The 13,528-nt window shown below is 68.1% G+C and carries 23 protein-coding genes; all 23 read left to right on the top strand.

Features of this window, described 5'->3' with window-relative positions; genetic code table 11:
• Positions 1 to 62: 62 nt before the first annotated feature.
• The 23 genes from rplN (at position 63) to AA23TX_RS44435 (ending at position 13,509) form a co-directional block, all read left to right on the top strand.
• Positions 63 to 431 (top strand): 50S ribosomal protein L14, encoded by a 369-nt coding sequence (rplN, locus tag AA23TX_RS44325; protein WP_004558867.1) that lies wholly within the window; start codon positions 63 to 65, stop codon positions 429 to 431.
• The gene (gene rplX, locus AA23TX_RS44330; RefSeq protein ID WP_086675498.1) at positions 431 to 745 is read left to right on the top strand and encodes a 50S ribosomal protein L24; all 315 of its coding nucleotides are present in this window, start codon (positions 431 to 433) and stop codon (positions 743 to 745) included. The genes rplN and rplX overlap by 1 nt, the downstream gene beginning before the upstream one ends.
• The gene (gene rplE / locus AA23TX_RS44335) at positions 745 to 1,308 is read left to right on the top strand and encodes a 50S ribosomal protein L5 (RefSeq protein WP_155548872.1); all 564 of its coding nucleotides are present in this window, start codon (positions 745 to 747) and stop codon (positions 1,306 to 1,308) included. Before rplX ends, rplE begins: the two co-directional genes overlap by 1 nt.
• A 4-nt stretch (positions 1,309 to 1,312) precedes the next feature.
• Positions 1,313 to 1,498: a type Z 30S ribosomal protein S14 gene (locus tag AA23TX_RS44340; protein WP_004558870.1), complete on the top strand. Its 186-nt coding sequence runs from the start codon at positions 1,313 to 1,315 to the stop codon at positions 1,496 to 1,498.
• An 88-nt stretch (positions 1,499 to 1,586) separates the two neighbouring features.
• Positions 1,587 to 1,985: a 30S ribosomal protein S8 gene (gene rpsH / locus AA23TX_RS44345; protein WP_155548873.1), complete on the top strand. Its 399-nt coding sequence runs from the start codon at positions 1,587 to 1,589 to the stop codon at positions 1,983 to 1,985.
• A 16-nt stretch (positions 1,986 to 2,001) separates the two neighbouring features.
• Entirely contained in the window at positions 2,002 to 2,541 is a 540-nt protein-coding gene (gene rplF, locus AA23TX_RS44350) for a 50S ribosomal protein L6 (RefSeq protein ID WP_155548874.1), read from the top strand.
• 2 nt (positions 2,542 to 2,543) lie between these two features.
• Complete coding sequence (gene rplR / locus AA23TX_RS44355) at positions 2,544 to 2,942, top strand: 50S ribosomal protein L18 (protein WP_230863078.1); 399 nt, start codon at positions 2,544 to 2,546, stop codon at positions 2,940 to 2,942.
• A gap of 34 nt (positions 2,943 to 2,976) precedes the next feature.
• On the top strand, positions 2,977 to 3,624 hold the full coding sequence (rpsE, locus tag AA23TX_RS44360) for a 30S ribosomal protein S5 (protein WP_155548876.1): 648 nt from the start codon (positions 2,977 to 2,979) through the stop codon (positions 3,622 to 3,624).
• Position 3,625: 1 nt separating this feature from the next.
• Positions 3,626 to 3,811 (top strand): 50S ribosomal protein L30, encoded by a 186-nt coding sequence (rpmD, locus tag AA23TX_RS44365; protein WP_155548877.1) that lies wholly within the window; start codon positions 3,626 to 3,628, stop codon positions 3,809 to 3,811.
• Entirely contained in the window at positions 3,808 to 4,254 is a 447-nt protein-coding gene (gene rplO / locus AA23TX_RS44370; RefSeq protein WP_155548878.1) for a 50S ribosomal protein L15, read from the top strand. The genes rpmD and rplO overlap by 4 nt, the downstream gene beginning before the upstream one ends.
• A 104-nt stretch (positions 4,255 to 4,358) precedes the next feature.
• Positions 4,359 to 4,955: a hypothetical protein gene (locus AA23TX_RS44375; protein ID WP_155548879.1), complete on the top strand. Its 597-nt coding sequence runs from the start codon at positions 4,359 to 4,361 to the stop codon at positions 4,953 to 4,955.
• A 48-nt stretch (positions 4,956 to 5,003) separates the two neighbouring features.
• Positions 5,004 to 6,203, top strand: a complete 1,200-nt coding sequence (locus tag AA23TX_RS50615; RefSeq protein WP_230863079.1) for a hypothetical protein — start codon at positions 5,004 to 5,006, stop codon at positions 6,201 to 6,203.
• A gap of 31 nt (positions 6,204 to 6,234) precedes the next feature.
• Positions 6,235 to 6,867: a LysE family translocator gene (locus tag AA23TX_RS44385; RefSeq protein WP_196425876.1), complete on the top strand. Its 633-nt coding sequence runs from the start codon at positions 6,235 to 6,237 to the stop codon at positions 6,865 to 6,867.
• A gap of 267 nt (positions 6,868 to 7,134) precedes the next feature.
• On the top strand, positions 7,135 to 8,442 hold the full coding sequence (secY, locus tag AA23TX_RS44390; protein ID WP_155548880.1) for a preprotein translocase subunit SecY: 1,308 nt from the start codon (positions 7,135 to 7,137) through the stop codon (positions 8,440 to 8,442).
• Positions 8,439 to 8,993, top strand: coding sequence for an adenylate kinase (locus tag AA23TX_RS44395; protein WP_155548881.1), 555 nt, complete (start codon positions 8,439 to 8,441; stop codon positions 8,991 to 8,993). Before secY ends, AA23TX_RS44395 begins: the two co-directional genes overlap by 4 nt.
• A gap of 44 nt (positions 8,994 to 9,037) precedes the next feature.
• Positions 9,038 to 9,814 (top strand): type I methionyl aminopeptidase, encoded by a 777-nt coding sequence (gene map, locus AA23TX_RS44400; RefSeq protein WP_155548882.1) that lies wholly within the window; start codon positions 9,038 to 9,040, stop codon positions 9,812 to 9,814.
• Between the two features lie 263 nt (positions 9,815 to 10,077).
• Positions 10,078 to 10,299, top strand: coding sequence for a translation initiation factor IF-1 (gene infA / locus AA23TX_RS44405; protein WP_004558881.1), 222 nt, complete (start codon positions 10,078 to 10,080; stop codon positions 10,297 to 10,299).
• A 97-nt stretch (positions 10,300 to 10,396) separates the two neighbouring features.
• The gene (gene rpmJ, locus AA23TX_RS44410) at positions 10,397 to 10,510 is read left to right on the top strand and encodes a 50S ribosomal protein L36 (RefSeq protein WP_004558882.1); all 114 of its coding nucleotides are present in this window, start codon (positions 10,397 to 10,399) and stop codon (positions 10,508 to 10,510) included.
• Between the two features lie 205 nt (positions 10,511 to 10,715).
• Positions 10,716 to 11,096, top strand: coding sequence for a 30S ribosomal protein S13 (gene rpsM, locus AA23TX_RS44415; protein WP_004558883.1), 381 nt, complete (start codon positions 10,716 to 10,718; stop codon positions 11,094 to 11,096).
• Positions 11,093 to 11,278 (top strand): hypothetical protein, encoded by a 186-nt coding sequence (locus tag AA23TX_RS44420; RefSeq protein WP_086681363.1) that lies wholly within the window; start codon positions 11,093 to 11,095, stop codon positions 11,276 to 11,278. The genes rpsM and AA23TX_RS44420 overlap by 4 nt, the downstream gene beginning before the upstream one ends.
• Positions 11,279 to 11,296: 18 nt before the next feature.
• The gene (gene rpsK / locus AA23TX_RS44425) at positions 11,297 to 11,704 is read left to right on the top strand and encodes a 30S ribosomal protein S11 (RefSeq protein WP_004558885.1); all 408 of its coding nucleotides are present in this window, start codon (positions 11,297 to 11,299) and stop codon (positions 11,702 to 11,704) included.
• Positions 11,705 to 11,727: 23 nt separating this feature from the next.
• Positions 11,728 to 12,333: a 30S ribosomal protein S4 gene (rpsD, locus tag AA23TX_RS44430; protein ID WP_155548883.1), complete on the top strand. Its 606-nt coding sequence runs from the start codon at positions 11,728 to 11,730 to the stop codon at positions 12,331 to 12,333.
• Between the two features lie 105 nt (positions 12,334 to 12,438).
• Entirely contained in the window at positions 12,439 to 13,509 is a 1,071-nt protein-coding gene (locus AA23TX_RS44435; RefSeq protein ID WP_004558887.1) for a DNA-directed RNA polymerase subunit alpha, read from the top strand.
• Positions 13,510 to 13,528: the final 19 nt, after the last annotated feature.

A 13,528-nucleotide genomic window follows, 5' to 3' on the forward strand; every position in this document is an offset into this window, starting at 1 on the left:
GTCCTTAGTTCCGCAAGGCTCGCTCGTCGGGGCGAGAACCGGCGCGACATACAGGAGTTGACGTGATCCAGCAGGAGTCGCGGCTTCGGGTAGCCGACAACACGGGTGCGAAGGAAATCCTCTGCATCCGCGTTCTCGGTGGCTCCGGGCGGCGCTACGCCGGCATCGGTGACATCATCGTCGCCACCGTGAAGGACGCCATCCCGGCTGCCGGGGTGAAGAAGGGCGATGTCGTCAAGGCTGTCATCGTCCGCACGGTCAAGGAGCGTCGTCGTCCGGACGGTTCCTACATCCGGTTCGACGAGAACGCCGCCGTGCTCATCAAGAACGACAACGAGCCCCGCGGGACCCGCATCTTCGGCCCGGTGGGCCGCGAGCTGCGCGACCGAAAGTTCATGAAGATCATTTCGCTCGCGCCGGAGGTCTTGTGATGAAGGTGAAGAAGGGCGACACGGTCGTCGTCATCGCCGGCAAGGACAAGGGCGCCAAGGGCAAGGTCATCCAGGCTTACCCCGAGCGCGACCGCGTGCTGGTCGAGGGCGTGAACCGGATCAAGAAGCACACGCGGATCACCCAGACCCAGCGCGGTGCGCAGTCCGGTGGCATCGTCACGCAGGAGGCGCCCATCCACGTCTCGAACGTGATGGTCGTCGACTCGGACGGCAAGCCCTCCCGGGTGGGTTACCGCATCGGCGAGGACGGCAAGAAGGTCCGGATCTCGCGCCGGAACGGTAAGGACATCTGATGACCACCGCAGAGAAGGTCGCGCCGCGCCTCAAGGTGCGCTACCGCGAAGAGATCAAGGGCCAGCTGCAGGCGGAGTTCTCCTTCGCCAACGTCCACCAGATCCCGGGCGTCGTGAAGGTCGTCGTGAACATGGGTGTCGGCGACGCCGCCCGTGACAGCAAGCTGATCGAGGGTGCGGTCAAGGACCTCTCCCTGATCACCGGCCAGAAGCCCGAGGTCCGCAAGGCCCGCAAGTCCATCGCGCAGTTCAAGCTGCGCGAGGGTCAGCCGATCGGTGCGCGCGTCACGCTGCGCGGCGACCGGATGTGGGAGTTCCTCGACCGGCTGCTGACCATCGCGCTGCCGCGTATCCGCGACTTCCGCGGGCTTTCGCCGAAGCAGTTCGACGGCCACGGCAACTACACGTTCGGTCTCAACGAGCAGTCGATGTTCCACGAGATCGACCCTGACTCCATCGACCGCCCGCGCGGCATGGACGTCACCGTCGTCACGACCGCCACGAACGACGACGAGGGCCGGGCGCTGCTGCGCAAGCTCGGCTTCCCGTTCAAGGAGAACTGAGCCGATGGCCAAGAAAGCACTGGTCCACAAGGCCGCGAAGAAGCCGAAGTTCGCCGTCCGTGCCTACACCCGCTGCCAGCGGTGCGGCCGGCCGCACGCCGTGTTCCGCAAGTTCGGGCTCTGCCGGATCTGCCTTCGCGAGATGGCGCACGCGGGCGAGCTGCCCGGCGTCCGCAAGTCCAGCTGGTAACTCGATACAGAACTCCCACTTCGCCACAGGCCCCGCCGTCCGTGCTCCGGACGGCGGGGAACCAGGCGAGAAAGGTTGACAGGTCACCATGACGATGACCGACCCGATCGCAGACTTCTTGACCCGTCTGCGCAACGCGAACTCGGCGTACCACGACGAGGTCGTGCTTCCTCACTCGAAGCTCAAGGCGAACATCGCGGAGATCCTCAAGCGCGAGGGTTACATCGCGAGCTACCGCGACGAGCCGGGCGAGAAGCACAAGAACCTGATCGTCGAGCTCAAGTACGGCCCCAACCGTGAGCGGAGCATCGCCGGCCTCCGGCGCGTCTCCAAGCCCGGTCTGCGGGTCTACGCAAAATCGACCGAACTGCCGTCCGTTCTCGGTGGCCTCGGCGTCGCGATCATCTCGACGTCTTCGGGGCTGCAGACGGACCGTCAGGCCAAGCGAAACAGCGTGGGCGGCGAAGTCCTCGCCTACGTCTGGTAAGGAAGGGGGCACAGACATGTCACGCATCGGAAAGCTGCCGGTCGCCGTCCCCTCCGGGGTCGAGGTGACCATCGACGGTCAGCACATCAGCGTCAAGGGCCCCAAGGGGACCCTGGAGCACACCATCGCCGAGCCGATCACGGTCGAGCGCGACGAGGACGGCACTCTGCTGGTCAAGCGCCCGGATGACGAGCGCACCAGCAAGGCCCTGCACGGCCTCACCCGCACCCTGGTGAACAACCTGGTCGTGGGTGTGACCGCGGGCTACGAGAAGAAGCTCGAGATCCACGGTGTCGGTTACCGCGTGCAGGCCAAGGGCTCGGACCTCGAGTTCGCCCTCGGCTACTCGCACCCGGTGAAGATCGAGGCTCCGGAGGGCATCACCTTCAAGGTGGAGACCCCGACCCGGTTCTCGGTCTCCGGTATCGACAAGCAGAAGGTCGGCCAGATCTCGGCCGTCATCCGCAAGCTGCGGCGCCCGGACCCCTACAAGGGCAAGGGCCTGCGCTACGAGGGTGAGAAGATCCGCCGCAAGGTCGGAAAGACGGGTAAGTGATCATGAGCGACACGACTACGAAGCGCAAGCCGGTGGGCAAGGACATCTCGACCCGCCGCCGCGTCGCGAAGGCCCGTCGGCACTTCCGGCTCCGCAAGAAGGTTTCGGGCACGGAGCAGCGTCCCCGCCTGGTCGTCAAGCGGTCCTCGCGGCACATCGCCGTGCAGGTCATCGACGACCTGGCCGGCCACACGCTGGCGTCGGCGTCCACCCTCGAGGCGGACCTCCGGTCGTTCGACGGCGACAAGAAGGCCAAGGCCGCCAAGGTCGGGGCCCTCGTCGCCGAGCGTGCCAAGAACGCCGGGATCTCGGCTGTGGTGTTCGACCGTGGGGGCAACGCCTACCACGGCCGCATCGCCGCGCTCGCCGACGCCGCCCGTGAGGCGGGGTTGGAGTTCTGACGATGCAGAAGCTTGTTAACGGAAGGAAAGCCTGATGCCGGGACGTACACGGCAATTCGGCGGCGGACAGGGCGGACCCGGCGGGCAGGGCGGCAACGACCGCAATGACCGTCGCGGTGGCGGCCGGGACCGGCGCGACAGCGGCCGTGGCGGGGCCGGCCAGGACAAGACCCCGCACCTCGAGAAGGTCGTGACGATCAACCGCGTCGCCAAGGTCGTCAAGGGTGGTCGTCGCTTCAGCTTCACCGCCCTCGTCGTCGTCGGTGACGGTGACGGTCAGGTCGGCGTCGGCTACGGCAAGGCCAAGGAAGTTCCCGCGGCGATCGCCAAGGGCGTCGAGGAAGCGAAGAAGAACTTCTTCCGCGTTCCCCGCGTCGGCGGCACCATTCCGCACCCGATCCAGGGTGAGGAAGCGGCCGGCGTCGTGCTGCTCCGCCCGGCGTCCGCCGGTACCGGCGTCATCGCCGGTGGTCCGGTGCGCGCGGTGCTGGAGTGCGCGGGCGTCCACGACGTGCTGTCGAAGTCGCTCGGCTCCGACAACGCGATCAACATCGTGCACGCGACCGTGGCGGCCCTGAAGGGCCTGCAGCGTCCCGAAGAGGTCGCGGCCCGCCGCGGTCTCCCGCTCGAGGACGTCGCTCCGGCCCGGATGCTGCGCCAGCGCGCGGGCCAGGGGGTCTGACATGGCTGAGCTCAAGGTCACCCAGGTCAAGAGCAAGATCGGCACGAAGCACGCTCACCGCGAGTCGCTGCGCACCCTCGGGCTGCGCAAGATCCGCCAGAGCGTCGTGCGGGAAGACACCCCCCAGGTGCGCGGCCTGATCCACACCGTCCGCCACCTGGTGGAGGTCGAGGAGGTCAAGGCATGACGGCCATCAAGATCCACCACCTGCGTCCGGCTCCGGGCGCCAAGCGCGAGAAGATGCGCGTCGGTCGTGGTGAGGGTTCGAAGGGCAAGACGGCCGGTCGCGGTACGAAGGGCACCAAGGCCCGGAAGAACGTGCCCGCCGGGTTCGAGGGTGGGCAGATGCCCATCCACATGCGGCTCCCGAAGCTTCGCGGCTTCAAGAACCGCTTCCGCACCGAGTACCAGCCGGTGAACGTGGGCGACATCGCCCGCGTCTTCCCGGACGGTGGCACGGTCGGCGCCGAAGAGCTCGCCGCGGCGGGTCTCGTCCGCAAGGGCAAGCTCGTCAAGGTGCTGGGCACCGGTGACGTCAACGGCGTCAAGCTCGACGTGACCGCCGACGGCTTCTCCGGCTCCGCCAAGGAGAAGCTCGAAGCGGCCGGTGGCTCCGCCACCACCAACTGAGCGGTTTCGCAGTAACCCGAAGGCCCGTCTGGTTCGCCAGGCGGGCCTTCGGCGTTCCCGGGAGCTGCTTGTGGTGGGCCTGCTCCGGCGGAAGGATCGGCGGGGTGGACCGTCGTGGCTTGGCCTTCTTCGTCCCGGTGCTCGTGGTGCTCGCTCTCGCGCTGACGGTGCTCGCGACGTTCCTGCCGTTCTTCCTCACCGAGCAGCTGCTGGGGGCGAGCGACGACGAGGTCGCCCGGTCGGTGCTGCGGGCCTGGCGGGTCGACTACTCGTTCCCGGGCCAGGCCGAGCTCAGCTCGCCGTCCGTCCCGCTCGGGTTCCCGCTGCTGCTGGCGAGCGCGATCCTCCTGGCCGCGGCGGTCCTGGGCATCCGTCAGGCGGCGACCCGCCGTCCGTCGCCGGCCGCGCGGCGGACCACGCTGGCGGGGGCGGCGTTCCTGGCGGGATCGGTCTGCACGATCGGCATGCACGGCGCGAGCCGGCTCTTCGACGACCGCCCGGCCCAGGTGGACACGACGGTGCTGGCGGGCATGTGGCTGCTCCTGGCGGCGGTCCTGGCCGCGGCGGGGGCGGCGGTGCTGAGCCACCGCCGGTTCGCGGCGGGGCGTCCCGGGTGGGCCGACCCGGCGCTGGCGTTCGCGGACACGACGACACCGCCGTCCGGCGTGGCGATCACGGTGCTGCCCCCGGAGGACGACTGACCGGACAGATACCTTGCCGCCGCGCGGATCCGGACGGAGGATCACAGGGTGGACAGACCGTCGCAGAAGCCGCCCGAGCACCCCGGCCCGCTGCCCGAGGCGGGGGAGTCGCCGCTGAGCTTCCCGGTCGAGGCCCCGAAGCCGGTGGGCGTGGAGCCGGGGGCGGGGGAGCCGCTCGGCACCTCGGTGGAGGCTGTCCCACCGCTCGCGGCCGCGGCGGAGGCTGCTCCTGCCGCTTCGGCGGAAGCCACCCAGGCGGTGAGCCCGCTGGCCTTCCCGGTGGAAGCCGCGCCGCCGCACGCGATCGCGGCGGAGGCGACGCCCGCCGGTCCGGCAGTGAGTCCGCTCAGCTTTCCGGTGGAGGCTGTCCCACCGCTCGCTGCCGCGGCGGAGGCTGCGCCTGCCGGTCCGGTGGAAGCCACCCAGGCGGTGAGCCCGCTGGCTTTCCCGGCAGAAGCCGCCCCACCGACCGCTCCACCGCTCTTCCCGGCCACGCCACCCACTGATCCGCACGCCTTTCACCCGCCGGCCGAGCAGCTCCCGTTCCCGGTCGCCGAGCTACCCGGCTCGGTCACCGCCATCCAGGCACCGGCTCCAGCCCCAGCACCCGAGTCAGCACCGATCCCGGTCACCGAGACCCCGTCCGAAACACCCACCGGGCTCCTCCGCTTCCTCCCGCCCGTCCTCACCGCCGTCGCCGCGCTCATGACCGTCGCCGGCTGCCTCCTGCCGCTCTTCCGGCTGCAGCAGCACGTCAGTGTCCGGCAGCGGTTCTTCGAGGCCCAGCTCACCCTGACCGAAACCGCCTGGGGCAGCCGCATCGAGATTCCCGGGCAGGAGGTCGCCGAGCAGGGGGGATCGCCCGTCGGCATCCCGCTGATCCTCGCTGTCCTCGTGCTGGCCGTGGCCGCCTTCACGGCCTTCGCGCGGCCGGGCCGCGGTCCCGGGCGGTGGCTGATCGCCGCGGGTGCCGTCTTCACCGCCGGCGTGGTCACCACCGTCGGCATGGGCGGGCCCGGGTTGTCCGCCCTGGCGGACGGCATGGACCTCGAAGTCACCACGGAAGCCGGCATGTGGCTGCTGATCGGGGCCACCGTCGTGGCCGGCGTCGCGGCCGTGCTGGCCTACCTGCCCGCCTGGCGGCGCCCCGGCGAGGAGTGGGCCGACCCCGCGCTCGCCTACGCCGACACCCCGACCCCGCCCAGCGGCGTCGCCATCACCGTGCTGCCCCCGGAAGAGCCCGGATAACCCGCTCGCCACGGCAGCTACCGTGAGAACCATGTCGTGGCTGCTGGTCTTCTTCGGGGCGTCCGTGCTCATCGCGCTTACGCCAGGGGCGAACAACCTGCTCGGTCTCCACCACGGGATGACGCACGGTGTTCGCCGCGGCCTCGCCGGCCTGCTCGGCCGCCTGACCGCGTTCACGCTGTTGATCGCCGCCGTGGCGGCCGGGCTCGGGCAGCTGCTGGCCGCCTCCGAGACCGCCCTCACGATCATCAAGTGGGCCGGCGCCGCCTACCTGCTCTACCTCGGCGTCCGGATCCTGTGGTCGACCATCCGGCACAAGGGCGACGAACCGGACAGTCCCCAAGCGAAGGCCGAACCGGCGACGGCGTGGCGCGTCGCGCGCAAGGAGTTCGGTGTCGCGATCACCAACCCGAAGGCGATCCTCATCTTCACGGCGTTCGTCCCGCAGTTCATCGACGCAGCTCACGGGCCCTTTCCGGCCCAGATCGCGCTGCTGGGCGCGGTCTACCTGCTGGCCGAGTTCCTGGCCGGCTCGGTGTACGTCGGCGTCGGCGCCGCGGTGAAGTCGATCGAGCTGACGCGGCGGGCGCGGCGCAACGTCGATCGCGGCACCGGCGTGGTCCTCGTGGGGCTGGCCGGCGTGCTCGCGACGTCGACGGCTTGAACCGGATCTTGTGCCCGTGTGTCAAGGATTACGGGCAAGCCGGCGATGTGGATCAACCCGCCGGAGCAACCTTGGTACGGAAAACGCACACGCACTGCGGACACGCCCTGTGAAGCTGTTAGAGTCGGCGACACGCTTCGGGACGAGTGTGCCCCGAAGCGTTCCTGGCTTGCGTGCCAGTAGTGCTGTGTGTTCCCGCCGGCCACCCGTGCCGGCCAAGCCGATCGTCGGTTGAGGACGGCCGACGACGCCGAGGAGGTCCCCCGCGTGTTCAGCGCCTTCCGCTCGGCTCTCGCGACGCCGGATCTACGCAAGAAGATCCTGTTCACGCTAGCCATCGTCGCGGTCTACCGAATCGGTGCGACCATCCCGGCACCCGGGATCTCCTACGGGGCGGTACAGGCCTGTAGCTCCCAGGCGCAGCAGGAAGGCGTCTACCAGCTGCTGAACCTGTTCAGCGGCGGTGCGCTGCTGCAGCTGTCGCTCTTCTCGACCGGGATCATGCCGTACATCACGGCGAGCATCATCATCCAGCTGCTGACCGTGGTCATCCCGCGGTTCGAGGAGCTGAAGAAGGAAGGCCAGTCCGGCCAGGGCAAGCTGACCCAGTACACCCGGTACCTGACGGTCGCGCTGGCGATCCTGCAGGCCACCGGCGTGGTCGCGCTCGCGGACCGCAAGCAGCTCTTCCCGGACTGCGACCAGCCGATCATCCCGGACAACAGCGTCTACTCGCTCGCCATCATCGTCATCACGATGACCGCGGGCACCGCCGTCATGATGTGGCTGGGTGAGCTGATCACCGAGCGCGGCGTCGGCAACGGCATGTCCGTCCTGATCTTCCTGAACATCGCCGCGCGCATCCCCGTCGAGGGCGGCAACATCCTCAGCAACGGCGGTGGCGTCGCGCTGACGATGATCTGCGTCTTCGGCTTGGTGATCATCGCGAGCGTCATCTTCGTCGAGCAGGGGCAGCGCCGGATCCCGGTGCAGTACGCCAAGCGCATGATCGGCCGCCGGATGTACGGCGGCACGTCGACCTACCTGCCGATCAAGGTGAACCAGGCCGGCGTCATCCCGGTCATCTTCGCGTCTTCCCTGCTGTACCTGCCGGACCTGATCAGCCGCCTCGTCGGCGACCAGAACAGCAACTCCGGCTGGCAGGTCTTCATCAAGAACTACATCGTGAACCAGTCCAGCTGGGTGCACATCGCGCTGTACTTCGCCCTGATCATCTTCTTCACGTACTTCTACATCACGATCACGTTCAACGTGGACGAGCGTGCGGAAGAGATGAAGAAGTTCGGCGGGTTCATCCCGGGCATCCGCCCGGGCCGCCCGACGGCGGAGTACCTGAGCTTCGTGCTCGGCCGGATCACCCTTCCGGGTTCGCTGTACCTGGGCATCATCGCGATCCTTCCGAACTTCTTCCTGTCGGTGACCGGTAGCGGGAACAACCAGAACTTCCCGTTCGGTGGCACGGCTGTGCTGATCATGGTCGGTGTCGGGCTCGACACCGTGAAGCAGATCGAAAGCCAGCTGATGCAGCGCAACTACGAAGGGTTCTTGAAGTGACACGGCTGGTTCTCGTGGGTCCGCCCGGCGCGGGCAAAGGTACGCAGGCGGAGGCCCTGTCGGAGCAGCTGCGCGTGCCGCACATCTCCACGGGCGAGCTGTTCCGCGCGCACGTCGGCCAGGAGACCCCGCTGGGCCAGGAAGCGAAGCGCTACCTGGACTCGGGCGAGCTCGTGCCCGACTCGGTCACGAACGAAATGGTCCGCGAGCGCCTGGCGGAGCCGGACGCGAAGGCCGGCTTCCTGCTCGACGGCTTCCCCCGCAACACCAAGCAGGCCGAGGTCCTCGGCGAGATCCTCGGCGACGCCGACGTCTCGCTCGACGCCGTGATCCAGCTGCAGGTGCCGGAGGACGTCGTCGTGGCGCGCCTCATGTCCCGCGGCCGCGCCGACGACACCGAAGAGGTCATCCGCCGGCGTCAGCAGATCTACGTCTCGGACACCGCGCCGCTGCTGGAGTACTACGCCGACATCCTCGTGGTCGTCGACGGCGTCGGCAGCGTCGAGGAGATCTCCGGCCGGGTGCTGAAAGCGCTGCGCGACCGCACGTGAATCTCGGAGGGTTGCGTGTTCTGCAAGTGCTCCGCCGTGGGCGCATGATCGAGGTCAAGACCCCGGACGAGCTGCAGGCGATGCGGGCTGCGGGGCTCGTCGTCGCCCGCACGCTGGCGGCGGTCCGCGCCACCGCGAAACCGGGCGTCAGCACGGCCGAGCTCGACGAGCTGGCCGAGCAGACGATCCGGGACGCCGGCGCGGTGCCGTCCTTCAAGGGCTACCACGGCTTCCCGGCGTCGATCTGCGCGTCGGTGAACGACCAGATCGTCCACGGCATCCCGGCGAAGACCCAGGTGCTGGCCGACGGCGACATCATCTCCGTCGACTGCGGGGCGATCCTCGACGGCTGGCACGGCGACTCCGCCGTCACGCTGGCCATCGGCGAGGTCTCCGACGCCGACCTGGCGCTGTCCGCGGCGACCGAGGCGGCGATGTGGGCCGGCATCGAGGCGGTCAGCGCCGGCGGCCGGTTGACCGACATCTCCTACGCCGTCCAGTCGGCCGCCGAACGCGCGGGCCGCGACGACGGCATCGAGTACGGGATGATCGTCGAGTACGGCGGTCACGGCATCGGGCGCCAGATGCACATGGACCCGTTCCTGCCGAACATCGGCAAGCCGGGCAAGGGCCCGCGGCTGAAGCCCGGCATGGCGCTGGCGATCGAGCCGATGCTGACCGGCGGCGGCGGCGAGACCCGCGAGCTGGACGACGGCTGGACGGTCGTCACGGCCGACGGCTCCCGCGCGGCCCACTGGGAGCACACCGTGGCGATCACCGAAGAAGGCCCGTGGGTTCTCACGGCTCCGGAAGACTCCTGACCTGCGCATTCACCCTTCAGTGGTGATCGAGGTCACGTGCACCTGCGCGTTCTCCTAGCATGATTACCCCCGGTTTGGGGGTCGCGACACGGGTTGCGTACACTGTCAAGTCGGCGCACTTATCGCGCCCGGATCTCGCGCGCTCGTGATTTCACGATCTTGGGACCTGGGCACCAGTGTGCCACGCAACACCCGACCCAGCACTAGTGCTCGAGTTGATCAGGTGTGGCGGCCGACAGTGCAGACAAGGAAATGCGGAGGACATGGCGAAGAAAGACGGGGCCATCGAGGTCGAAGGCCGCGTAGTCGAGCCGCTCCCCAACGCGATGTTCCGCGTCGAGTTGGAGAACGGTCACAAGGTCCTGGCACACATCAGCGGCAAGATGCGGCAGCACTACATCCGCATCCTGCCCGAGGACAGGGTTGTCGTGGAGCTCTCGCCCTACGACCTCTCTCGTGGTCGCATCGTCTACCGCTACAAGTGATCACGACGAGTCGCTTTTCGGGGGTTCCGGGTGGCGGAGCCCCCGGCTCTGGGGCGAAGCCCCGGATGACAGAGCAGCTACTAGGAGAGCAGAAGACGTGAAGGTCCAGCCGAGCGTCAAGAAGATCTGCGACAAGTGCAAGGTGATCCGCCGGCACGGCCGGATCATGGTGATCTGCGAGAACCTGCGGCACAAGCAGCGGCAGGGCTGATCACTCGCACTCGAGCAGAGTGGATTGACGGCTACACAACCTCCCCGCACCTGCCGGGCCACGCGAGTGGTCCGGTTCACCCCCGGACTTCAGGCCGGGGCCGGGACACCCGAAGCGCAAGCAGAGGGCACGACAGGCGAGTCGGTCCCGGAACCGGACGGGGAGCAGACCTGAAGATGAATTCAATGAAGGAGCATCAACGCCAATGGCACGACTCGCTGGCGTAGACCTCCCCCGCGAAAAGCGGTTGGAGATCGCGCTTACGTACATCTACGGCATCGGCCGTACCCGCTCGAAGCAGCTGATCAAGGCTGCCGAGCTCAACGCGGACACCCGCGTCAAAGACCTCAGCGATGACGACCTCGCGAAGCTGCGTACGTACATCGAAGAGAACTTCAAGGTCGAGGGTGACCTTCGCCGCGAGGTGAACGCCGACATCCGTCGGAAGATCGAGATCGGGTGCTACGAGGGCCTTCGCTGGCGCCGCGGACTTCCCGTCCGTGGTCAGCGCACGAAGACCAACGCCCGTACCCGCAAGGGTCCGAAGAAGACGGTCGCCGGCAAGAAGAAGGCTGGCAAGAAGTGAGCGTCCAGGGCAAGAAGGTCGTGCAGATGGGCGGCGTCCAGCGCCGCGGCACGGCTTGCGTTTCGCCCAAGGCGCTCTACGCCCGCCCGATGGCGCTCCGCAACCTGTACACCGACGCCGGGTCGATCATCCGGCGCGGACAGGCCGAAGCGGTCGCCGCTCACCAAGAGAACGCGCGCTAACAGGAGAACCCTCAGAACATGCCACCGAAGTCTCGTACTGCGGCCGGGGCCAAGAAGGTCCGCCGCAAGGAAAAGAAGAATGTCGCGCACGGTCACGCGCACATCAAGAGCACCTTCAACAACACCATCGTCTCGATCACGGACCCGACCGGTGCCGTGATCGCGTGGGCGTCGAGTGGTCACGTGGGCTTCAAGGGCTCCCGTAAGTCCACCCCGTTCGCCGCGCAGATGGCCGCCGAGAACGCTGCCCGCAAGGCCGCCGAGCACGGCATGAAGAAGGTCGACGTCTTCGTGAAGGGCCCGGGTTCGGGTCGCGAGACGGCGATCCGCTCGCTGCAGGCGGCCGGCCTCGAGGTCGGCACCATCCAGGACGTGACCCCGCAGCCTCACAACGGCTGCCGCCCGCCCAAGCGGCGCCGGGTCTGAGGAACGGGGAGGAGTAAGAAGAAATGGCTCGTTACACCGGCCCCGCGACGCGTATTTCGCGTCGCCTCAAGGTTGACCTCATCGGCGGCGACCAGGCTTTCGAGCGTCGCCCCTACCCGCCGGGCCAGCACGGCCGCGGGCGCATCAAGGAGTCCGAGTACCTCCTGCAGTCGCAGGAGAAGCAGAAGGCTCGCTACACCTACGGCGTTCTCGAGCGTCAGTTCGTCCGGTACTACAAGGAAGCCGTCCGGCGTCCTGGCAAGACCGGTGAGAACCTGCTGCAGATCCTCGAGTCCCGCCTGGACAACGTGATCTACCGCGCCGGCATCGCCCGCACCCGCCGTCAGGCGCGTCAGCTGGTGAGCCACGGCCACTTCCTGGTCAACGGCGTCAAGGTCAACGTCCCGTCCTACCAGGTCTCGAAGTGGGACATCATCGACGTGCGGCCGAAGTCGTTCTCGATGCTGCCCCTGGTCGTGGCCAAGGAGTCCTACGGCGACCGTCCGGTCCCGGCGTGGCTGCAGGTCGTCCAGTCCAACCTCCGCGTGCTGGTCCACCAGCTGCCGGAGCGCGCGCAGATCGATGTTCCGGTCCAGGAACAGCTGATCGTCGAGCTTTACTCGAAGTAGTCCGGCCCCGGTCGGACGCAGGGCGGCGGCGCAACAGGTGCGCCGCCGCCGCGCCATCCCTTCGACGTCATATGGCGGGCGTCGTCTGGAAAGGAATTAGGAAGAATGCTGATTTCCCAGCGGCCGGCTCTCGGCGAAGAGACGGTCAACGAGACCCGCTCCCGGTTCACCATCGAACCGCTGGAGCCCGGCTTCGGCTACACGCTCGGCAACTCGCTGCGTCGTACGCTGCTGTCGTCCATCCCGGGCGCGGCCGTGACGAGCATCCGCATCGACGGCGTGCTGCACGAGTTCACCACCGTTCCCGGGGTGAAGGAAGACGTCACCGACATCATCCTGAACCTCAAGGAGCTCGTGGTGTCCTCGGAAGAGGACGAGCCGGTCACCATGTACCTGCGCAAGCAGGGCCCCGGTGAGGTCACGGCGGCCGACATCGTGCCTCCGGCCGGCGTCACCGTGCACAACCCGGACCTGCACATCGCGTCGCTGAACGGCAAGGGCAAGCTCGAGATCGAGCTCGTCGTCGAGCGCGGCCGCGGTTACGTTCCGGCCCTGCAGAACAAGCAGGCGGGCGCGGAGATCGGCCGGATCCCGGTCGACTCGATCTACTCGCCGGTGCTGAAGGTGACGTACAAGGTCGAGGCCACCCGTGTCGAGCAGCGCACCGACTTCGACAAGCTGATCCTGGACGTCGAGACCAAGCCGTCGATCACGCCGCGCGACGCGGTCGCGTCGGCCGGCAAGACGCTGGTGGAGCTGTTCGGTCTCGCCCGCGAGCTGAACGTCGACGCCGAGGGCATCGAGATCGGCCCGTCGCCGCAGGAAGCGGACACCATCGCTGCCTACGCGATGCCGATCGAGGACCTGGACCTCACCGTCCGGTCGTACAACTGCCTCAAGCGCGAAGGCATCCACACGGTGGGCGAGCTGGTCTCGCGCAGCGAGGCGGACCTGCTCGACATCCGCAACTTCGGCGCCAAGTCGATCGACGAGGTCAAGCTCAAGCTCGTCGGCCTCGGCCTCGCGCTGAAGGACAGCCCGCCCGGGTTCGACCCGACCGCGGCTGCCGCCAGCTACGACGGTGAAGGCTGGTCGGAGGGTGTCGGTGGCATCGCCGACGGGATTTCGGACGGCCACGACGATGGCCAGGACTACGCAGAGACCGAGCAGCTCTAGGGCTCTGTGCCTGGACGCT

This window comes from Amycolatopsis camponoti (assembly GCF_902497555.1).
GTDB classification, from domain to species: domain Bacteria; phylum Actinomycetota; class Actinomycetes; order Mycobacteriales; family Pseudonocardiaceae; genus Amycolatopsis; species Amycolatopsis camponoti.